The following is a 20,965-nucleotide window of genomic DNA, read 5'->3' as shown; positions in this document are numbered from 1 at the left end:
AGTAAAACAATGCAACCTATATGCGTAATGTGTTTTTCCTTTCTAAAACATGCAAATCCATTGGAATCCTTGTATTTTTAAACTCATGAAGCTCACCCCGGCCTGGAAACTCTGGTTGATGAGCCTGCTACTGGCTCTGCCTTCCTGCGGCCAGCAACAAATCGTTGTTCATCCTTTTGGCTACTGGTACAAGGGCGATACCACGTTTGCCGAATTCACTGAGCTGGATCGCGATAGTACGCTCTACCGGCTGTTTGATGAACAATACCTGAAACCTTTCAACTCCGACATACCCCGGTCGGCTCCTCAGGTCAGGTATTCGCCGCAAAAATATTATCCGCTCAGGGGGGTGCTCGATCTGGGCGGCCTTTATGCTCTGAGCGATATGTATTATTACGATGCAAACGGCGTGGATAGTTTTTATATCTACTATGGCGAACCCGACCACTGGTATTTGCTGCTGGCCACTACCACCGATCATTACAACCAATGGATTCACTTGCAGATACACATTCAAACGCGTTACTTGTATATCGTGTTAACTGGTCAACAAAGCGTCGTAAAGGAAATACTGTTATACGGAAATCTTATGGGCAAAAGATTGTCTAACCGGCCGCTGGTCAGGCATGAATATGCTTATCCCACTATAGGTGAAGAAATGGGTATAGTTTCTTTTAACGATTTTCCTTATCCGCCCCAATTTGCGCTGGGGAAATGGATTCGATGCTATGAAAACATGCCCTGGATAGATACCGCCATTTTTGAACACGATATCAACAAGATCCATTTTGTATTTGACCGGTATAGCCATTACAGTCATATTGTTCATTATGCTTTTCCGGATACACAACATCTCACTTACTTTGAATTTCCCTATAATGGCCTGGTAAACAGCGGCAAAATTTTCCAAGCACATGGCCAACATAAATTTCTTGCCATTCAGGGATCATTGCCCATCAATCACTGGGAAGATATGCCCATGGATCATGTTGCGCATCCGCAGGGAAGCCTTTCCGATCCAGCTTCCTACGACCGGGTGGCGCGCATGGCTTACTTGTTTGGTGTGGTCATGGGAAAAGGAAATGCGACCGATCCTTATCACCAAATCAATTTCCCCGATTCGCTCCACCAGCAAGCTTATGATGCCGTAGAAGATGGGAATGAACGCGATGCTGACTGGATTGCACATCCCATGCAAGCCGATGCCTATTTTGCTTATGCCACGATGTTTGACGATGGCAATGGTGCCCCACCTTCATCGCTGCTGGGTGTGAAAAATGCCGATCCGCACATGAAGCATATCATGTTTGGTACCTACTACATGGATTCGAATTTCGTGAAGGCATTCAATTATTACATGTACTACCGAAGAAAAGATCACAAAAAGTTTATCGATATCTATAATTTCCATCATTATGCTTTTATCCGCAACCAGCATGCTGTTTCGCCCGAACAAGACAGCCTGCGGCAGAAAATCAAACGTTATGTGGATTTCATCCATAATCTGGACCCCGGTAAAGAAGTCTGGTACACCGAATGGGGATATGATCGCAACCGAAAAAGTGATCTGGCCGTGCCCGTAATTCCGGGTGTGGACAGCGCTACATTGCAAGCCTGGTGGGTTATTCGTGCAGAGCTGGCTATCGCTTTCACGGGAGTGAAAGTGAATACTTTATTTCAGATGCGTAATGATGGGCAACAGCAAGACTATGATAGTTCGGGTATTCATCGCTTTAATACCACGGGCGTCATGGATAATTACCGCAGGCCTGATGGGGTGATGAATTATTCGGCTTATCCGGTTTACTATTATCTCGCCACGTTTTACCAGTTGATGTTTCATTATCGCGCCGATGCCATCATACGCGAACATCCAGGCGATTCGGTATGGATTTATCGGTTTCGAAATGCTTTACATCCCGATAGTGTGATTTATGCCATCTGGTGCCCGACGACTGAAAATAAGATTATCCACAAATTTGAATTTCATCTCAAACCTCATACCCTGATTGAAACCGTACGCTTGCAGGATAAAAGTTTTACCGGAGAAAGGAATATGCTGCAAACAGATGCGCATGGAAAGGTAAGCTTGCGGATTACAGAAAATCCGCTTTTTGTATTGACAGCCGAAAAATAAAGTAAACCAGCAGGAATGAAGTATTCATTCGGAAAATACCATCCTGCCTATCCTCCCACCACTACATGCCAGGGTCTTATTTCCCAATGGGTAACCAATCCGTGCTGCACGTAAGGATCCTGTTTTACAAATTGTTCGATCACAGAAACATCATCTGTACGGAAAACCAGCAATGCCCGGTCAGGCGGATTGTCCAATGCACCAGCCATTATTGCATATCCCTGAGCATGCAAATCCCGGATGAGCTGCAAATGGGCTTCACGCAAGGGTTTGCGACGTTCCATGTAATCATTTACCAATTCATAAAACAATACATAGTACATGATGTCAGATTTTTATTGGATTAAATGTGGTTGAATGGCTTGAATCCAAATGAGATACCCTTTTCTATTCATGTGCAACATATCGGGCAGAAACAAATCTTTTCTGGGAAGTCCTTTTTCATCAAGCATAAGATGATATACATCAATGAAATTAGCATGCGGTTGTTTTGATAAAAATTGTTGAATCTTCCAGTTGGCTGCGTCCATCAATGGCATCAGCTGCTGGCGGCTGGGACTGGGTTTGATGGAGATGAAAGTGATTTCCGCGTCTGGTAATTTTTTTCGGATCAGATCATACAGTTGAACAAAACGATTGTAAATGCTATCCACCGTGATGATGGATGAAGATGCTGCATCGTTATCCCCACAATAAATCACAATTTGTTTGGGATGATAGGGGAAAATGATTTCATCAGCATAACGCATCACATCGGGAATAGTAGATCCACCAAAACCCCGGTTGATGACGGTATAACCCGGAAAATCATCAGACAGGGTTTTCCAGATACGGAATGAAGAACTACCCACGAATAAAATCGCATGTGCTGGAGGAGGATTCAGGCTATCCTGTTGTTTGAATTGTTGGATCTCATTCCAGAACGGAGGATGTACAGCCTGTGCCTGAGCCGGATTAACGGCAAAAACAAATTGTATCAAACAAAGAATGAAAAGAGAAAAACGCATAGCAACAGCATGGTTTTGCCAAAACTACACAATCCTGCTTACTTCAAGGCTGTAAATTGAAACCCTAATTTTTTTAATCCCTGCTGCACTTCCGGACAGCTCATGAACAAGCGCCATAGCAGGCCACTGCGATAGTTTTCAATCATCACCACCTGCGGGCCCTGATCAATGGCCAGATAGCGTTTGGGATACCAGTTGGCCGTTTCACTGAAGGCATCATAAAAACCATAAGGCCCCCATAGCTTATGTTTCATTTCCGGATTGGTGAGCCAATAACGAATCGCCTGCAAGGATTCTTTCGGTGTATACACAATAGAGGAAACAGCAGCCGTGGGGGAAATTACACCCAGATCGGTTTCATTGCCGGGCGCGTGCGCGGCATAACCATCCACCGAATAACTGGCCGTTAATCCCCAGTTATCCGGGCCATAGCCTTTGTAGTGCAGGGGATTTTTCACACACCACAAATAATTGATCATCGTTTGATCCAGGTTTTCCTTCCAGTAATCGGCATACTCGTCTTTTAATCCATGTGGGTTTAAGCCCAAATAACTGTAATGTGCCCAGAACAAAGGCCCGCCCATGGGTGCACCCTGATGATGCAATTGCAGTTCATATCCAAAATATCGGGAAGGAGCAACGATTTTGCCATCTTCCGCCCAACCTTGATGATAAGCCGATGCCGGAATGGCATGCGTAGGCGAAGAAGCGGCCAGCACATAAGCAATCAGGCATTCGTTATAGCCATGAATGGGAAAGTTCATGGCCCAGCCATGATCGGGACTCCAGTGCCAGTACAATACCTGTTGTCCGTGCTGATACCAGTTCCACTCCACAGTTCGCCACAGGGTGTCGATTTCACGGGCCAACGATTGTGCTGCAGAATGGCCCTGCATGAGATACTGCCTTGCACACAACAATCCCTGCACCAGATAAGCGGTTTCCACAATATCGCCCCCATCGTCTTTCGGACTGAAGGGTTTTACCTTACCATTCGGATACAGCCAGTGTGGCCAGGCGCCGTGAAAACGATCGGCTGTTTTGAGAAAATCAACCATCTGTTGCAGGCGTTTCACCCCTTCTTCATGCGTAATATAACCACGATGCATGCCGGCCAGAATGGCCATGATGCCAAATCCGCTTCCGCCCACAGCAATCACATCTGCATCATGTTGTGGATAAATGCCATCTACATGAATCCGCTCGCGTGCCATGCCGGAACGGGGCTCGGCACCCTGCCAGAAATACCGAAAGCTGGCTCGTTCTACACTATCCAGCAAAGCTTCATCGGATGGCCGGGCAAGCCGATCGGGGAAAGCAATCTGTGGCTGTTTAAGCACAACATAAGCCGAACAGATCCACATAAGCCCCAGGATGCTGCATGCATAAAATGTCTGTTTCATATTCATGTACAGTTGTTTTACTGAACTTCCAGAACCGATTTTCTGTTTGAAACGCCGTTTTCATTGAGGGCTTCAATCGTGAAATAATAGGTTTTTTCCCGATCCATGCCTTCAAAGAAATATTGATTATCGGCATACACCAGGATGCAGTTATACAGTTTGTGCGGATCGGTGCCGTAGTAAATCTGATATGCATAGGCGTTATTGACCGGGCTCCAGCGAATCCAGGCGCTGCGTTTGTCCTTTTCCGTACGCAATACCATGAATTGCTGCACCGAATCTGGTTTAATACCATGGCCGTTTCCAAACACCCGCAATCCACTTAATGCAAATTTGCCGGTGGGCATGTGCAGGTTTACCATTTTCACATAACGGGCTTCTACCGGCATATCGAGTTCCACATAATCGTGCGGTACATCCGTCTGGTTGTTGCTTTTATCTATCAGTAAATGCCAATGAACGCCATCCTTTGAATCGAATATTTGATATTGATGATAAATGCCTTGTTGTTTACCCATAAATGCAGCATCCTGATCGGCATAGTTAATCTGAACAGCCCGGATAGTGGAGACGGCCCCCAGGTCTGAAACGATCCACTCACCTGCATTTCCAGTGGCCGCACTCCAGTAGGTACGGATATCTTCATCTACCGCAAAGTTGGCGTAATGCGCGCCATCGGTAGAAGAAACCTGTACCGGCTTGGCATAGTTGAGCAACATCCACCCGGTAAACTGTCCGGCCTGGGCACTGCCGGGCAAGTAATGGGGATAATCGCCAAAAGCCGTATTGCCATACATCACACCATCTTCATCAAAGCCAGCCGGCCAGATGCCAATGCGGCGTTCAAAATTGTTTTTTACTGAAATGCGAATCGTGGATACATGCCACCATCTGCCGCTATCATCCTGAAACGTGCTGCCATGGCCGGCTCCCCGTGCAAAGCCGCCGGGTTTGTAGCTCAGCGGATCGGATTGAAACTGAAAAGGCCCCAGGGGACTCTCTCCTACGGCCACTCCATCGGCATATCCACTGAATTCCGTGCCCGGCGCAGCAAATTGCAAATAATATTTGCCGTTGTGCTTGGTCATCCAGGCCCCTTCAATAAACGGATCCAGAAAAATATTGTCGTTGTATTCGCCAAACCTTTGCCAGCCATAGCGCCAGGGTTGTAACAGCAACAATTCTTTTCGAGCCGTTTTGGGTTGAAAGCTGTGCCGGTCAATTTCCACACCATAAATGGGATAAGCATTGCTGCTGCCATTGTACATGTACAGGCGTCCGTCGTCATCCAGAAAAAAATCCGGATCCCAGCCGCCGATCCGAAAAGAATCTACAGCATGCTTCCATTGATTGGATCGGGGATCGGTACTCATCCAGATAGGAAAATCATCGGTGTAGGTAGAACCAAATACCAGCATGGTATCGCCCATAACCCACACGGCCGGCGCACATAAATCATCGTAGGTGCGTTTTTTCTGTGCTTCATTCAGGAACGATCGGACTATGAAATGCCAGTTATTCAAATCATCACTCCACCAATAACCCTGTTGATTGGTGGAAAACAAATAATAATCGTGTTGATAGCGTACAATCAACGGATCGGCTGTGGTGCGATGTTTGCCCCATTGCGTAAAATCCGGAATAGGACAATATCCATAATCGATGTTGATGGGATTGCAATAGGTTTGTGGACGATGTTGCGCCCATAAATTGAAACCAAAAGCGCATACGCAGATGCCCAATAAAACAGATTTCTTCATTTGAAATGTGTATTTAAAAATTCGTAAACCCAAGTTTCACCAATCCCTGCTGCACTTCCGGACAGCTCATGAACAAGCGCCACAACAGGCCGCTGCGGTAGTTTTCAATCATCACCACCTGCGGGCCCTGATCAATGGCCAGATACTGATTATCAAACCAGGGAACAGAAAGATTAAACGCATCTGTAAACCCATAATCGCCCCAGAGTTTATCACCCAGGGTATAGTAATAAAACCGAATAGCCTGCATAGCAGCCTCGGGCGTGTAAGGCAGGGACGAAACGGCCGCTGTAGGAGCAATGACTCCATCATCATGCATAGGATCATGCACAGCATATCCGGATGGATCATCGCTGGCGGTAAGTCCCCAGCAGGCCGTGCTGTATCCGTTGAAATGCAAAGGATTATCCACGCAATAGCGATAATGGATGGTGGCATGAGCCACATTTTGCTGCCAGTAATCAGCATAAGCATCCCGCACATGCGGATCCAGCCCCAGAAAAGTATAATGCGCAAAAAACAGCGGACCGCCATAAGCCGGGCCTAAAGGCAAGGTGATGCCTTCGTAGGATTGTCCGTTGCGCATGGCTCCGTTTTGGGCCCAGCCGCTGTCGTACACTTTTTTACCGATGGCAAAGCTGGGAGATGAGGCGGCCAGCAGATAAGTAATCAAAGCCTCATTCCAGCCCTGGATGGGCACCTGCATAGCCCAGCCATGATTGGGGCTCCAGTGCCAGTACAACACCGATTGCTGGTTTTGCTGAAACCAGGTCCATTCCACGCCATACCATAAGCTATCGATTTGCTGGCGCAACGCTTGTTCGGCCGGATCAGCAGCCTGAAAATACTGGCGTGCACAAAGCATTCCCATCATCAGGTAAGCAGTCTCCACCAGATCGGCACCGTCGTCTAATGTACTGAAGGGAATGGTTTCACCGGTAGCTCCGTTGATCCAATGCGAAAAGGCACCGTGATAACGGGTGCAATGGTAGGTGAGAAAATTCACGATTTGTGAAATGCGGTTCAATCCATCGGTTCGCGAAATGAAATGTCGTTCGATACCCACCAGGATAGCCATGATGCCAAAGCCCGTGCCCCCGGTGGTGCATACATCGCCCGACGTGCTGCGCTCGCGGGCCATGCCCGATACCGGATGCGCAAAATCCCAGAAATAGCGAAAGGTTTGTTGTTCAATCTTTGTGAGCAAAGCACTGTCGGAGATACGTGGAAATTTATCGGCAGAATCAATGACCGTGATCCAGCTCATCGTATAGGTATTGTCGAGCTTGCTACTTCCCTTGCCAGGCAAGCCTTTCAGCACGGTCAACTGATAGGCCGAGAGGGGTTGTAAGGTATCGACAGGAGATATAAACAAAATGCTGTCGCTGCTTGCGTTTAACACCTGAAGCGACAGGCTGCGATGTTGTGGATCATACAATTGAATGAAAGAAAGGGCTTGTGAACGATCAACCGAACCATCAAAATGCAATTGAATCACCGGAAGCCGACTCACCTGAAAGGCATGATACATGTTTTGCTGCTGATCAATTTGAAAACTCACCAGGTGAAATACCTGTGGTTGCTGAGGCTGTGCGGCCGATGGCTGATGTTTAGTACAGGATATCCATAGCCAGGTGCTTATTCCACATAGGATAGACACGAATACCCTCTTGTTCAGCAAATCCTTCATGTCGGCAAGACAAGCAAAACGACGAAAATTCAGGGAGCAACCCGAAAACGGATTTACTCCCTGATGAAAACCCAAAAACCAGAAATCGTTATTTTCCTCTTCCTTCCAGCCGCACCAATGCATTGATATCGCTTTCACTCAATGCCTGATCATACACGCGCACCTCATCCAACAGGCCATTCAAAAAGCTCGCCCAGGGCTGGCTTCCGGTGGCAGAAGTGAGGCTGGGTGTGGTATTAAATTGCGATGTGCCAAACACCAGGGGGCCGGCATCCACGAAATGAATGGCCCCGTAGTTATTTACGGTTTGGGTGGCCATTTTGTTTCCGTTCACGAAGACTTTAAAGGTAGAGCTGGCCGCATCGTAGCTGATGGCAATATTGGTCCACACTCCCCATAGGTTGTTGATTTGATAGTTGCCCAGCCAGGCGTCTGTGCCATTGTTATACACATGAATTTTCAACAAGCCATAATTGGATGTGCTGCCGTTTTCGAAAAATACATCGAGATTGCCCCAGAAATTGGTGGTATCAGAAAGAGAAAGGATGCCACCCGTGCCGGTGGTATTTTGCTGGGCATTGACCCACATGGTGAGCGTAAAGCTCTGCAGGCTGGCCAGCCGGCTGGTACCGGGGAAGACAACATAGGAATTGCTACTGCCAATTTTCAATGCCTGTCCTTTCACCCCATTGGCAAAAGCCACATTGGTCCCCGTGCCTGCGGTCCCAGATATACTGTCAACCAGGCTTCCGTTAAACGACCAGTAGGCCACCAGATGCGAAGCCCCTACTTCACTGGAGCTGGTATAGCCTCCAATGGAAAGGGCGGGCATATAGCTGTGAGGATCAAACTTTTTATAACAAGAGCTGATGAGCGTCCAGAAAGAAACCATCATCAGCAAGGCGATATATCGTTTCATGATCAATCAGTTTTGAAGTGTGTTAATAACCGGGATTCTGCGTCAGCACGCCGGCACTTAAATCAATTTCATTCTGCGGAATAGGCCATACTTCGTTTTTACCCGCTTTCCAGCCTTTAGGACCGAAGATTTGAGCGGCTCTGCCCTGGCGGATCACGTCAAAATACCGGTCGAATTCCATGGCCAGCTCCACATGCCGTTCATGCCAGATGGCCAGCCGCAGGCTATCCTGATTGGTTGTAGTTACATCGGGCAGGATATTCGGATTGCCCTGACGGGCGCGGGCCCGGACCTGATTGAGAGAATTCAGGGCTTGCTGGGTATTGCCCAGTTCGTTGGCGGCTTCGGCATTCATGAGCAACACTTCGGCATAACGAATCACGCGGATATTCTGCTGGCAACCCTCGTTGTAGCCCGACTGGTACATGCTGAAGGGGACGTACGATTTGTAGTTGTACATGGGATTGGAAACGGTGAGGGGGATGAAATCGCCCTCGGCCGTGGTACCCCCGCGAAAGATAATCGTTGCATTGCGGCGCGGATCGCCCGGTTCAAACGTGCTGTCGGCCAGTTTGCTGGTGGGCACGTTAAAGCCCCAGCCACCCCCTACCACGCCTCTTACGCCCTGCACCTGCGAATACTGTGAGTTAGAAGCGTCCGGGTTGCCCGGAATCAAGGCACACTGGATTTCGAAAATCGATTCCGAACAGTTTTCATTCTGCACGCGGAACATTTTTTCAAAATCGGGGAACAAATGATATATGCCCAGTGCTATCACCTGATTGGTATAATCCAGCACCTGCTGCCATTTCTTTTCATACATGCACACTTTGGCATGCAATGCGAGGGCTGCCCCTTTGGTGGCATGTCCCACTTCAGCAGCAGGGTAGGTTACAGGAAGCACGGCAGCTGCATCGGTAAGATCCTGCTCAATGGCTGCATACACGCTGTCTTTCGGTGCCCGGGGCAAATTGTAATCGGCCGGACTCTGCGGCAAATGCAGCCTTAAAGGCACTCCGCCAAAAGCGCGTACCAACCTGAAATAGCAATAGGCCCGGATAAACTTAGCTTCAGCAATGTAGCGCTGCTTCAGGCTTTCATCGAAATGCATGGTATCCACATGATCAATCACCTGGTTGCAGAGATTGATTTCCTGATATTGTCCGGTCCAGAAATCCTGCAGCTGGCCTTCGGTAGAAGTTGCCGTGAAATTGTCGAAATCATTCATGAAGGTGGCATCCTGCGGGTCGCTGCCTTTTTCTGCATCATCGGAGCCCAGGCTTTCCACGGCTATGGCCGCAAAAGCCACCTGTTTCCATTCATGCAGATTGGCATACATGGCATTGACGGCCTTGGTGGCATCATCTTCTGTTTGCCAGAATTGCTGGTTGGGCTGCTGCCCCTGCGGAGGCACATCCAGAAAGCTTTTTGAACAACCAGTCCATATCAGCAACAAGCCAAGCAAGCAGGGAAGATATTTGAAATGATAATATGGTTTCATGGTCATTTCGTTTTAGAATGTGAGGTTAATACCGGCATTGTAAGTCGCATACATGGGATAGACATTCACGTCCACACCGGCCCGGGTGGGAGGCCCACCGATTTCAGGTGAAAATCCTTTGTAGGAAAAGAAATTCAGGGCATTTTGCGCATTGACATAAATGCGTAAGCGGCTGATCTGCCAGCGTTGCGTGAGGCGATCGGGCAAAGTATAACCTAACTGGATATTTCTGACCCGGAAATAACTGCCGTTTTGTACATAAAATGAATTGGCAATATAGTTTTGTCCGCCGCCGATATTGGCCGAGGGATAGGTGTTCGACGTACCCGCGCCATGCCAGCGATGATCAAAGAAATCTTGCGTGAAATTTTCTCCTCCGTAACGAAAGCCCAGATTGGCATTGTAAATGTCCACACCGGCTACACCCTGAAAATCGAGCGTGAGATCAAACTGCTGATACGTCCAGGTCGTGTTGATGCCATACAAATATTTCGGATTGGGATTGCCCAGCACCACCCGATCCCGATCGTCAATCACGCCATCGCCATTGATATCGGCAAATTTGAAATCACCCGGCTTGGCTGTAGGTTGAATGGGGGCGCCTGATTTGCCCACATAATTGTTGATATCGTCCTGGCTCTGGAAAACACCAATCACCTTTCTTCCAAAAAATTCTCCAATGGGTTGACCAACAACGGTACGGGTGTTGAAATTGTTGGAACCCGTGGTACCCACGGCCTGATAAATGGGGTTGGCGCCGGTGGTTACAGATAACACCTTATTGTTGTTGTTGCTCAAATTGGCGCTGATGGAATAATGCCATTTCGATCCGATCTGATCGGCCCAGGTTAAGGTAAACTCAATACCTCGGTTCTGGAAATCGGCCTGGTTGCCGATAATGGTACCCGAGGTAGTGCCCAATGAGCCCAGGATGGGAATATCGAAGATGGCTTTTTCTGTTTTTTTGTTATACCAGTCGATTTCAATATTCAGCCGGTCGTGCAGGGTAGTGGCTTCCAGGCCGATATCGGTTCCCACACCACGTTCCCAGTAGGTGGTAGGTGGCACAATGGTGGTGATGCTGGCGCCGGTATAATAGGCCTCCGGATTGCCAAATACGGCCGTAAACTGCGGAATCTGGGTAACCGTCAGCACGGAAATATTCGATGGCACCGAGGCATTGCCAATTTTACCCCAGCTACCCCGCAGTTTCAGGTAACTGAAAGCGTGTTGCTGCTTCATGAAGGCTTCTTCGCTGATCACCCAGCCAGCTCCCACTGAAGGAAAATAGCCCCAGCGGTTGGATCCGGTAAACTTGGAAGAGCCATCGGCCCGTAAAGAAGCATTCAGCAAATACCGATTCTTAAAAGCATAATTGACCCGACCAAAATAAGAAGCTACCGTGGAAAGATCCCCTCTGTCGCTGGCAAACCGGGTATTCTGATCGCCCAGGGAAAGGTACAAATCGCCTTCGGAATTGTCCGGTACATTTTCAGCACTCGCCGTCAATTCATAAAACTTATACCGCTGAGCCGACTGACCCGCTAAAACCGTGATCTGATGCGGTCCAAACTGATTCTGATAGGTCAACGTGTTTTCTACAATCCAGTTACGGGTTTCATCACGCGTAAGAGAAAGCTTGCTGGTGCTGTTTTGTTGTTTCAGTGTGGCTTTATACACCGGCACGTAATTGCGGACCTCTTGTTGGGCAAACTCACCGCCCCAGCTGGTGCGGAAACTGAGATGCTTTCCCAGGCTCAATTCTGCAAATACATTTCCGGAAAGCCTGTAAATGCGCGACTGCTGATGGAAAAAGTCGAGCGTAGCCTGCGGATTGAAGTTGGAACCATCGGCTACATTGTAATCTGTGGGATCTCCGTATGAGCCATCGGCGTAATACACCGGCACCACAGGTGCTGCAGAATAAAGTTCATGAAAAATGCCGGGCGGATAGTCATGAGAAAAACTATAAGCACCGGTAATGGTATATCCGATATGAAGCGGATTGAGTGGATGAAAATCATTTTTCACCAAAGTAGTATAGCGCTTGTAATCATTTTTTTCTACCAAGCCTTGTTGATCCAGATATCCAAGTGAAAAACGATATGCGGTTTTTTCCGTACCCCCATTCACGGAAATTTCATGATTGGTGATGAGTGCATTGCGCAAAATCTGATGATACCAATCCGTGCCTTTCCCAAACTGATTGGGGTCATAAATGGGATTGCCTCCGTTGATTTGATATAGTTCATTAATTAAGATGGCATACTCATGAGCATCGGCCATTTTCAATGGATGCGTTACGCTTTGCCAACCGGTATATCCGTTATAGCTCACATTCATTTTTCCGGAAACACCTTTTTTGGTGGTGATGAGCACCACGCCATTGGCAGCCCGGATGCCGTAGATGGATTCGGCAGAAGCATCTTTCAGGATGCTGATGCTTTCAATATCGGCCGGATTCAGGAAACTGATATCGCTATACCAAACGCCATCCACTACATACAGGGGATTCGGATCGCCATAGACGGTACCCAGGCCACGGATGCGGATTTCGGGGGATGCACCAGGCTGGCCTGAATTGGTGATTTGTACGCCTGCCACCTTGCCCTGCAGGCTGCTGATGGCATTTACGGATGATTGTTTGGCAATATCATCTCCTTTAATCTGGGCCACGGCCCCGGTTACATCAATTTTCTTTTGGGTGCCATACCCCACAACCACCACTTCATTCAGCTGGGATACGGATGGGTGAAGCACAACCACCAGCGATGAACGCCCACCCACAGGAATTTCAAGGGTTTGATATCCTACATAGGAAATCACCAGTACGGCATCGTCGGGTACTTCGATCTGAAACTCACCCTGATCATTGGTTACGGTTCCCGCTGCAGAGCCTTTTACCTGCACGGTTACACCAATCAACGGACGTCCCAGCGAATCGGTAACCCGGCCATGCACTTCTATGGGCTGAAGCTGCTCTGCATGCGGTGCAATGACCACAAGTTTGTTATTTAAAACCTGATAACTTAAATGCAAAGTGCTGAGCAATGAATCCAGAATTTGTTCTACGGGACTGTCGTCGGCAGAAATGTTGATACGGGCATCCACAGGCACTTCTGCCGTGTTGTACAGAAACCGGTAACCGGTTCGGTGCTGAATCATGTTTAAAGCCCGTTCAAGCTTCACATCCTGCAGATGCAAACTAAGCCTTGATTCCTGAGAAAAGGCTTTTGCATAAGCCTGAACAAAGCCGGCCAGCAGGAGAAGCGTTGTCCATTTCATACATAACAAAACTTTATACTTGCTTCCTGAGAAAAAGCTGATCGCATATGTGTGATTTTTCATAATTTTCATGCGTTTTGGGTGTAATAAAAATCCTTCCGGTTGTATGGGCCGAAGGGGTTGCATCCGTTCAGAAGGGAAATGCGCCATCATTTCCCTTCGTTTTTTGGTAGGTTTATGAAGTGTTGAATTCTGTCATAAGCGTGGGTTTTAAGGTGAAACCATGAGATGAGCTGCATCTGTACCAATGTACACTTCTTGATTTTCGATGCGATAGGCAAAGGGCTGATGCGGTGAAGCCAGCTGCAATGCCCGGAGGGCTTCGGCCAGCGATTCTGAGGTGAAGATCCCCGTAAACTGATAATGCCGGGGAGCATCGTCCACAAATCGAATCTGCACATTGTACCATCGCTCCATTTGCCGGGCCAGTTCCTCAAATGATTCCTGCTGAAAGGCCAGGGCATTGTGTACCCACGATACTTCCGCAATCATGGTATCGTGTGGCATGGGGTGCACAGGCAAAACACTGTATCCGGAATGGGCGGCTGCTGCCAGGGTATCCAGCTGAATGTTTGTGCCCACACCGTTGGGAACCACGATTTTTTCCCTGGGATGGAGAATCACCCTGCGTTCGGGCTGACCGGGAAAGGTTACTTCAATGGCGCCTTTCAGCAATACCGCTACCGTGGCTTCATCATCTGGATAGGCGCGCACATCGAACACAGTGCCTAATACCCGGATGTTGATAGCTGAAGTGTGAATGATAAACGGATGATGATCCTGATGCACCACATCAAAGTAGGCTTCGCCGCGCAGATGGACCTCCCGGTTGGCTTTCTGCAAAAAGTCGTGTGCATATACCAGCTCACTGCCTGCATTCAACCACACTTTCGATCCATCGGGCAAAAGCACTTGCAGCCGCGCCCCTTTGGCAGCCACTACGGTATCGAGCTTGGGACGAGCATGAGCGACAGCCACTTCATTGAGCTGCGGCTCCTGCCTGTGAACCGGTTCGGGCAACCATATCCACCACACCAGTACAATCAGCAACAAAGCCATACCCAAACCACCGGCCATCATCAACAGTTTGCGCCTGCGTAACCTGCGCCCCGCTTCTTCAATTTCCCACGGATAAATTTCCCGACCGGCATCAACCAAAGAAAAATCAGCAGCATCGAGCTGTCCCATCTCTACCATCCGCTGCACATGCCAGGCAAAAAATTCTCCGCTTTTCACCCGTTCATTACTCTCAGGCGTGGGATGCCAGGCCTGCATCAGGGTTTCCAACACATAATGGGCTTCGGGATGATTTTTCATCCATTCATCCAGCTCTTCCAGCTCTTCAGGCGCAGCTTCTCCACTCACTTTCCTGGCCATCAGCTCCCATATCCGATCCTGTGCTTCCATGTGTGCAGATTGGGTGTAGGTTTATTTTTATGGCACAGAAAAGCACCCTCTACCCTGAAAGAGGAATAAAAAATTTTTTACCGGGGAGATACAACGGGTTGAATGGCTTCGGCAAGCCTGCGAAAAGCAATGCCCATTTGGGTTTCAACTGTTTTAACGGAGATTTGCAGCAATTCTGCAACTTCTTTGTAGTGCATGCCATCGTCTTTCACAAGCCTGAAAATCAAACGACATCGGGCAGGCAAGCTGGCAATAGCTTTTTCCATGTGCCTGCGCAATTCATTGTTTAACAAAATCTGCTCGGGATCATCGGCCACAAACTGGATGGCAGGAATGACCGTCCCTTCAAACGATGTAATATCCTCAAATTCCGTACGGCCATGTACGGTGCGCAAGTAATTCAAACTTCTGTTCTTCACGGCCTGATACAAATACAACCTTACCTGACGAATGCTTCCCAAACGGGAACGCTGCTGCCACATCCACATGAAAACATCTGATACAATTTCTTCCGCCACTTCATATTGTTTCACATACACCTGCGACCAACGGATCAGAGGGCCTGCCAACGCATCAAATAATTTCCGGTAGGCCTGCTGATCATCCAGCGCCGCTATCTGATGCCACAGGTAACGATAATATGCATCCACATCTTCGTGCATGGTAGTGGGTATCGTTTCCTAAGTTAACAAGTTGCTTTCACTTAAAAAAATTTTACCTCGGTAAAATCCGCAGCAAAAAAATAAAATTTGGAGAAATGAGAAAAAAATTAATTTTGTTAGGAATACTAACTAATTTTTCACTTAAAAAAAAACACCCACTATGGCTAACACATTCATTCCCGGTTACACTTACGGGCAAGTACCGGAGGCTCCGTTTTCCATGCACGATTTTGAACTGCTGAAACAAACCGTGATGTTCACCGAAAAAGATGCTGAATACCTGCGCAAAGCAGGGGAAATCTTGCATGATCAGGTTAATGAAATCCTGGACCTCTGGTATGGTTTTGTGGGTCAGCATCCGCATCTGCTGGCTTATTTTGCGAAAGATGGCAAGGTAGATTCATCCTATCTGCAGGCAGTGCGCAAACGATTCGGACAATGGATCCATGATTTGTGCGAGAAACCATTCGATCAGGATTGGCTGAACTATCAGTATGAAATCGGATTAAGGCATCATGCAACGAAAAAGAATCTGACGGATCATGCACAGGCAGCTCCTCTGATTCATTATCGCTATATGGTGGCTTTCATTTATCCGATCACAGCAACCATCCGGGCTTTTCTGGCAAGAAAAGGACATCCGGCTGAACTGGTAGAGCAGATGCATCAAGCCTGGTTTAAAGCGGTGGTACTTACCGTTGTACTGTGGACTTACCCCTATGTAAAACAAGGTGAATTTTAATAGCCTTTGTAAATCCCTTCCAGCCGCAAAGAATGGCAATATGATTGAATGCGATGCTTGTTTTTATTTGCATGAAACGGAAAATTGTAATTTTAGCAAAAACACTTCATGCCTTCTCCATTTGATGTAAACTGGCAAAATCAATCTGTTGAAGGGAAAATTGTCATTGCGCTGGAACGGCTGGCTGAAGCTTTTCGTGTACTGGCATGGGAAGTGAGCAAGGAGAGCGGATTGAGTCCCATTCAGATTCAGATTCTAATTTTCTGTTTGTTTCATGAACAACGGATGGCAACCGTTTCGATGCTAGCCGAAGAATTTCATCTGACCAAGGCCACTATCAGCGAATCTGTTCGAGTGCTGGAAAGCAGACAGCTGATTAGTAAAAAAACACAAAAGCAGGATCAGCGCAGTTATCAGATTGTGTTAACGGCCAAAGGGAAAAAACTTGCCAGCAAAGTGTCCGAGTTTGCAAATGCCATTGTGCAAGCTGCAGCGCATTTAAGCAAGCCTGTGAAGGAACATATGCTGGATGGTTTGATACACATGATTTATGATTTGCAGCAACAGGGATTGATTCACCCTCAGCGCATGTGCCGCAACTGCCGCTTTTACACGACCCAAAAGCAACAGCCATACTGCGCACTTCTTCAGAAAATCCTGCACATAGCTGATTTGCGTATTGACTGCCCCGAGTTTCAGCCCATTCATTCCTGAAATTCACTGCAGCGGATCATTGCGGGGAATCTGATATTGTGCCGATAAGCTATCATAAATATGCAACAACGAATCATTGGCCACGCCTTGTCTGTCGAATATGGCTTCCCAGGTATTGAGCGGCTCCCAGATAAAGCTGCCCCAGCCTTTTTGATGGGGTAAATGAAAAACAATATCGTTCACTTCCTTTTTATGATAGGTATATTCCACCACGATGATAGGCTGAGAATATCGCCCGGCCAGATCGGTAAGATTGTTTTGCAAATCGGTTAAAGTGCCATGCCATTGCGGATAGTAGGACTGTCCGATCAAATCAAACGACACCTGTCTTTGCAACATGGCATCCAGAAACCAGCACGACTCAGCGTTTTGTCCGCCATCGGCAATATGCAGCATAACAAGGATGTGTGGATCCACTGATTTGACAGCAGCAATGGCTGTTTTTAGCAATTCAGCCAGCGTATCAGTATGTTCAATATTTCCGACAGGCCATAGAATTCCATGATTGATTTCATTGCCGGTTTGTACTATGTCGGGTAAAGTGCCCTGATTTTTCAGTGCCAGCAACACCATCCTGGTATAAGCATACAAGGAATCTTCAAGCAAAGACAAACTCAGATTTTTCCATGCCTCAGGAATATATTGTTTGCTAGGATCAGCCCAGGTATCACTGTAATGAAAATCAAGCAAAAAGCCCATCCCTGCAGCTTTGATGCGGCGGGCCATGGCCAAGGTATGCGACAAATCACAATATCCTTTCCCGGGCGAATAACCGCTATCAGCTTCTGGGTGCACAAAAATGCGAAGGCGGATAAAATTGAATCCATGCTGATGCAGGATTGTGATGGCATCTTCGGTTTGTCCATCTACCTGAAAATGCACACCTTCATCTTCCAGCTGAGGTAAAAAAGAAATATCAGCACCCAGTATGCGGGGTGAAGGCTGTGCAAATGAAGGCTGATGCGTGCTGCATCCCATGCCCATGAGATACATGCCCATCAGCCATACAAATTGATACGAACGCATAAACATTATTTGAAACTTTCGCAAGGTACGATTGAAAAAAGCCCGGCATGCAAACATTGCTTTTCCTGTGTTCACACATCTCACTTAGATTCCTGCATCTGCACAGAAGGTATTTTTTCCTGCATTACCGGCTGCAGATCTGCAAAGCTTTGTTCCCACCGGGTAATGACACCAGTAGCCACCGCGTTGCCTAACACATTGGTAGCCGTTCTTCCCATATCAAAAAGCTGATCAATGCCCAACAACAAAACAACACCTTCTGCCGGCAAATGAAACATGGTGAGGGAAGCTGCTACTACAACCAGTGCTGCACGCGGCACACCTGCAATGCCCTTGCTCATCACCATCAAAACCAATAATATGATGATTTGTTGTTCAATACTCAAGGATACACCATAAGATTGTGCAATGAATAGAGTGGCAAACGTCATGTACATCATCGAACCATCTAAGTTAAAAGAATAGCCTACAGGCAACACAAAACTTACGATTTTGTTGGGACAACCTATTTGTTGCAATCGTTCCATTAACAATGGGAAAGCAGCTTCACTGCTGGCTGTGCTAAATGCCAGCATCACAGGTTCTGCAATGGCTTTTATCAACTCAACAATTTTTTTCTTTATGATCCATCCTCCCGCAAGCAGTATCAAAATCCATAACAAACCAATACCCAGATAAAATTCCAGGATCAATTTGCCAAATACCCAGATGATATCCGTACCATTTTCAGCCACCGTAGCTGCCAAAGAAGTGAATACAGCAATCGGTGCAAGTGCAATTACATAGCCTGTCATCTTCAGCATAATACCAGCCACTACCTCAAAAAAATGAACCACCGGATGTGCTTTCTCGCCCATGGCTGCAGCAGCTATCCCAAAAAATAATGAAAACACTACGATCTGTAAAATCTCATTATGAGCAACTGCATCGCCAATACTGACTGGAAAAACATGGGTAAGAAAATTCCGAAAGTCAACAGCAGAAGTGGTAATGTTTTCAGCCGCATTTTTTTCGGGCATGGGTAAATGCAAATGCACACCAGGTTGAAAAATATTTACCAGCAACAATCCCAGACATAGCGAGAGAAATGATGCAGCCAGAAACCAAACCAAAGCTTTGATGCCGATGCGTCCCACAGCGCGGATATCGCCCACCTTTGCTACGCCCACAATCAGCGTACTCATCACCAGCGGTGCAATCAGCATTTTGATGAGACGCAGGAAGATTTCGGTAACAATGGAAATATCGTGTGCAAACTTTTTCACACTCGCTTCATCCGGATACCATTCCCGATACACATAACCGGTACAGGCACCCGCCAGCAGCGCTATCAGAATCCAGAAAGCAAGCCTGCTTTTACCCATCGGATTTATGATTCTGTGCACAATAGTACTGAAAAGCCCTTGCTTCTCAAACCCGTTTTTGATGATGAACTGACAAAAGCTCTGTATTAAAACACGTAGCTTTGATGCATGGCAACTGTATCGAACCTGGATGTGTGGCTGCGCGGGCCCATAGAAGGCATACCTGCTTTACTGCAGCCTGTAGCACATTGTCTGTTGCAAACGCAGGAAGATGTTCACCGGATCATGGAAGGATTTCTCGATGCCTGGCTCTGGGAAAAGCCTGCCGGCAGGGCTTCCGTAGGTTTCCATCTGCAGCATATCCGCGGGGTCATTGACCGGTTGTTTACCTATACACGGGGCGAATCGCTAACTGATACTCAACTGCAGGCATTCAAACAGGAAGGCCAACCTTATCCGGGACACGACAGCATAGAATCTTTGCTCACAGCAATGGACAGGCAGATAGAAAAAGCTCTTCAACAATTGCGCCATACACCGGAACACCAACTTACTGAAATCCGCTATGTGGGAAGAGCCAAACTGCCTGCTACAGTCATCGGTTTGCTGTTTCATGCTGCCGAACATAGCCAGCGCCATACCGGCCAGCTACTGGTAACAGCAAGCGTGTTAAAGGAAAAACACGCCACCCACTCATAGCAAGGATATATGCAATCAGCCAAAAACAGACTTGTTTTTCCGGAAATTTTTATCTTTATGCAATCGAATGCCTGTACACATGAAAACGAAAACGAAATTCCTGCTGCTTTTGATTTTTTCCGCAACCATGTTTCTGCCCGCACTCCAGGTATATTCCCAATCTCAAGCAACTGCCAGGCACTGGTTTGCAGAGGGCAACTGGCGCAAAAACCTCAAAATAAAACCGAGCTCTACCATAGATATCATAGCTTTTTATCAACAATACCATCGTGATCCGGCGTTGTGGAATAAAGTACTGGCGTTTTTAAACCGCCCCGATCTTCAGACATTGGATACCGGTACTTATCATCTTACTGAAGGCGATAGCGCCTATGCCGTCATCAGCACGTATTTACCCAAACCAATGGATCAAACCCGGTTTGAATCGCATCGCACATACATAGATGTACAATATGTGATTCAGGGAAAAGAAAAAATCGGTATTGCGAATGTAACCAAAGCCAACGTAACCGAACCTTATCGGGCTGATAAAGATGTGGCTCATTACGAAGCCAAGGGTGAATATGTAACGGCCACACCCGATGTGTTTTTCATCTTTTTCCCCACAAATGCCCATCGTCCGGGAATCGCTGCTGATGATCATCCTCAGCCAGTTAAAAAGCTGGTTATCAAAGTACGCGTGCTGTAATCTCGCTCATCTATCTGCAGT

The 20,965-nt window shown here is 47.4% G+C and carries 17 protein-coding genes; 5 read left to right on the top strand and 12 right to left on the bottom strand.

What is annotated here, in order from left to right:
- Positions 1–49: 49 nt before the first annotated feature.
- On the top strand, positions 50–2,137 hold the full coding sequence (locus BM367_RS06445; RefSeq protein WP_092459080.1) for a hypothetical protein: 2,088 nt from the start codon (positions 50–52) through the stop codon (positions 2,135–2,137).
- A gap of 47 nt (positions 2,138–2,184) precedes the next feature.
- On the opposite strand, the gene BM367_RS06440 is transcribed toward BM367_RS06445, so the two are convergent.
- From BM367_RS06440 to BM367_RS06395, 10 genes are all read right to left on the bottom strand, one after another.
- Positions 2,185–2,460 carry a YciI-like protein gene (locus BM367_RS06440; RefSeq protein WP_222842580.1) on the bottom strand — a complete coding sequence of 92 codons (276 nt, stop codon included), beginning with the start codon at positions 2,458–2,460 and terminating at the stop codon, positions 2,185–2,187.
- A gap of 12 nt (positions 2,461–2,472) precedes the next feature.
- On the bottom strand, positions 2,473–3,144 hold the full coding sequence (locus BM367_RS06435; protein ID WP_092459076.1) for a GDSL-type esterase/lipase family protein: 672 nt from the start codon (positions 3,142–3,144) through the stop codon (positions 2,473–2,475).
- Between the two features lie 38 nt (positions 3,145–3,182).
- Positions 3,183–4,547 carry a glucoamylase family protein gene (locus BM367_RS06430; RefSeq protein WP_092460946.1) on the bottom strand — a complete coding sequence of 455 codons (1,365 nt, stop codon included), beginning with the start codon at positions 4,545–4,547 and terminating at the stop codon, positions 3,183–3,185.
- 17 nt (positions 4,548–4,564) lie between these two features.
- Complete coding sequence (locus BM367_RS06425; RefSeq protein WP_092459074.1) at positions 4,565–6,307, bottom strand: family 43 glycosylhydrolase; 1,743 nt, start codon at positions 6,305–6,307, stop codon at positions 4,565–4,567.
- Positions 6,308–6,320: 13 nt separating this feature from the next.
- Positions 6,321–8,120: a glucoamylase family protein gene (locus tag BM367_RS06420; RefSeq protein ID WP_245759920.1), complete on the bottom strand. Its 1,800-nt coding sequence runs from the start codon at positions 8,118–8,120 to the stop codon at positions 6,321–6,323.
- The gene (locus BM367_RS06415; RefSeq protein WP_092459072.1) at positions 8,086–8,916 is read right to left on the bottom strand and encodes a LamG domain-containing protein; all 831 of its coding nucleotides are present in this window, start codon (positions 8,914–8,916) and stop codon (positions 8,086–8,088) included. The genes BM367_RS06420 and BM367_RS06415 overlap by 35 nt, the downstream gene beginning before the upstream one ends.
- A 22-nt stretch (positions 8,917–8,938) precedes the next feature.
- Complete coding sequence (locus BM367_RS06410) at positions 8,939–10,417, bottom strand: RagB/SusD family nutrient uptake outer membrane protein (RefSeq protein WP_092460944.1); 1,479 nt, start codon at positions 10,415–10,417, stop codon at positions 8,939–8,941.
- A gap of 12 nt (positions 10,418–10,429) precedes the next feature.
- The gene (locus tag BM367_RS06405) at positions 10,430–13,702 is read right to left on the bottom strand and encodes a SusC/RagA family TonB-linked outer membrane protein (RefSeq protein WP_222842579.1); all 3,273 of its coding nucleotides are present in this window, start codon (positions 13,700–13,702) and stop codon (positions 10,430–10,432) included.
- A 210-nt stretch (positions 13,703–13,912) separates the two neighbouring features.
- Positions 13,913–15,109, bottom strand: coding sequence for a FecR family protein (locus BM367_RS06400; protein WP_092459070.1), 1,197 nt, complete (start codon positions 15,107–15,109; stop codon positions 13,913–13,915).
- A 77-nt stretch (positions 15,110–15,186) separates the two neighbouring features.
- Positions 15,187–15,771: an RNA polymerase sigma-70 factor gene (locus tag BM367_RS06395; protein WP_092459068.1), complete on the bottom strand. Its 585-nt coding sequence runs from the start codon at positions 15,769–15,771 to the stop codon at positions 15,187–15,189.
- Between the two features lie 160 nt (positions 15,772–15,931).
- On the opposite strand from BM367_RS06395, the gene BM367_RS06390 reads away from it, so the two are divergent.
- Both BM367_RS06390 and BM367_RS06385 read left to right on the top strand, forming a co-directional pair.
- Complete coding sequence (locus BM367_RS06390; protein WP_092459066.1) at positions 15,932–16,513, top strand: protoglobin domain-containing protein; 582 nt, start codon at positions 15,932–15,934, stop codon at positions 16,511–16,513.
- 108 nt (positions 16,514–16,621) lie between these two features.
- Positions 16,622–17,227, top strand: a complete 606-nt coding sequence (locus BM367_RS06385) for a MarR family winged helix-turn-helix transcriptional regulator (protein WP_092459064.1) — start codon at positions 16,622–16,624, stop codon at positions 17,225–17,227.
- A gap of 3 nt (positions 17,228–17,230) precedes the next feature.
- On the opposite strand, the gene BM367_RS06380 is transcribed toward BM367_RS06385, so the two are convergent.
- Both BM367_RS06380 and BM367_RS06375 read right to left on the bottom strand, forming a co-directional pair.
- A complete protein-coding gene (locus BM367_RS06380; protein ID WP_177224134.1) occupies positions 17,231–18,253 on the bottom strand; it encodes a glycoside hydrolase family 53 protein in 1,023 nt (340 codons plus the stop codon).
- A gap of 80 nt (positions 18,254–18,333) precedes the next feature.
- Complete coding sequence (locus tag BM367_RS06375) at positions 18,334–19,617, bottom strand: dicarboxylate/amino acid:cation symporter (RefSeq protein WP_092459060.1); 1,284 nt, start codon at positions 19,615–19,617, stop codon at positions 18,334–18,336.
- Positions 19,618–19,725: 108 nt separating this feature from the next.
- On the opposite strand from BM367_RS06375, the gene BM367_RS06370 reads away from it, so the two are divergent.
- Positions 19,726–20,256, top strand: a complete 531-nt coding sequence (locus BM367_RS06370; protein WP_092459058.1) for a DinB family protein — start codon at positions 19,726–19,728, stop codon at positions 20,254–20,256.
- Between the two features lie 79 nt (positions 20,257–20,335).
- Complete coding sequence (locus BM367_RS06365) at positions 20,336–20,944, top strand: NanQ anomerase/TabA/YiaL family protein (protein WP_177224133.1); 609 nt, start codon at positions 20,336–20,338, stop codon at positions 20,942–20,944.
- The last annotated feature ends 21 nt before the right edge of the window (positions 20,945–20,965 follow it).

It is taken from the genome of Thermoflavifilum thermophilum, assembly GCF_900116565.1.
Lineage (GTDB): Bacteria > Bacteroidota > Bacteroidia > Chitinophagales > Chitinophagaceae > Thermoflavifilum > Thermoflavifilum thermophilum.
Note: the sequence above shows the minus strand (reverse complement) of the source record. Positions and strands in the feature narration are given on the sequence as shown.

What these genes read in the sequence shown, in the direction of transcription:
- BM367_RS06445 (WP_092459080.1), top strand. Translation starts at nt 50, where the DNA reads ATGCAAATCCATTGGAATCCTTGTATTTTTAAACTCATGAAGCTCACC.
- BM367_RS06440 (WP_222842580.1), bottom strand. Translation starts at nt 2,460, where the DNA reads ATGTACTATGTATTGTTTTATGAATTGGTAAATGATTACATGGAACGT.
- BM367_RS06435 (WP_092459076.1), bottom strand. Translation starts at nt 3,144, where the DNA reads ATGCGTTTTTCTCTTTTCATTCTTTGTTTGATACAATTTGTTTTTGCC.
- BM367_RS06430 (WP_092460946.1), bottom strand. Translation starts at nt 4,547, where the DNA reads ATGAAACAGACATTTTATGCATGCAGCATCCTGGGGCTTATGTGGATC.
- BM367_RS06425 (WP_092459074.1), bottom strand. Translation starts at nt 6,307, where the DNA reads ATGAAGAAATCTGTTTTATTGGGCATCTGCGTATGCGCTTTTGGTTTC.
- BM367_RS06420 (WP_245759920.1), bottom strand. Translation starts at nt 8,120, where the DNA reads ATGCATTGGTGCGGCTGGAAGGAAGAGGAAAATAACGATTTCTGGTTT.
- BM367_RS06415 (WP_092459072.1), bottom strand. Translation starts at nt 8,916, where the DNA reads ATGAAACGATATATCGCCTTGCTGATGATGGTTTCTTTCTGGACGCTC.
- BM367_RS06410 (WP_092460944.1), bottom strand. Translation starts at nt 10,417, where the DNA reads ATGAAACCATATTATCATTTCAAATATCTTCCCTGCTTGCTTGGCTTG.
- BM367_RS06405 (WP_222842579.1), bottom strand. Translation starts at nt 13,702, where the DNA reads ATGAAATGGACAACGCTTCTCCTGCTGGCCGGCTTTGTTCAGGCTTAT.
- BM367_RS06400 (WP_092459070.1), bottom strand. Translation starts at nt 15,109, where the DNA reads ATGGAAGCACAGGATCGGATATGGGAGCTGATGGCCAGGAAAGTGAGT.
- BM367_RS06395 (WP_092459068.1), bottom strand. Translation starts at nt 15,771, where the DNA reads ATGCACGAAGATGTGGATGCATATTATCGTTACCTGTGGCATCAGATA.
- BM367_RS06390 (WP_092459066.1), top strand. Translation starts at nt 15,932, where the DNA reads ATGGCTAACACATTCATTCCCGGTTACACTTACGGGCAAGTACCGGAG.
- BM367_RS06385 (WP_092459064.1), top strand. Translation starts at nt 16,622, where the DNA reads ATGCCTTCTCCATTTGATGTAAACTGGCAAAATCAATCTGTTGAAGGG.
- BM367_RS06380 (WP_177224134.1), bottom strand. Translation starts at nt 18,253, where the DNA reads ATGCGTTCGTATCAATTTGTATGGCTGATGGGCATGTATCTCATGGGC.
- BM367_RS06375 (WP_092459060.1), bottom strand. Translation starts at nt 19,617, where the DNA reads ATGGGTAAAAGCAGGCTTGCTTTCTGGATTCTGATAGCGCTGCTGGCG.
- BM367_RS06370 (WP_092459058.1), top strand. Translation starts at nt 19,726, where the DNA reads ATGGCAACTGTATCGAACCTGGATGTGTGGCTGCGCGGGCCCATAGAA.
- BM367_RS06365 (WP_177224133.1), top strand. Translation starts at nt 20,336, where the DNA reads ATGAAAACGAAAACGAAATTCCTGCTGCTTTTGATTTTTTCCGCAACC.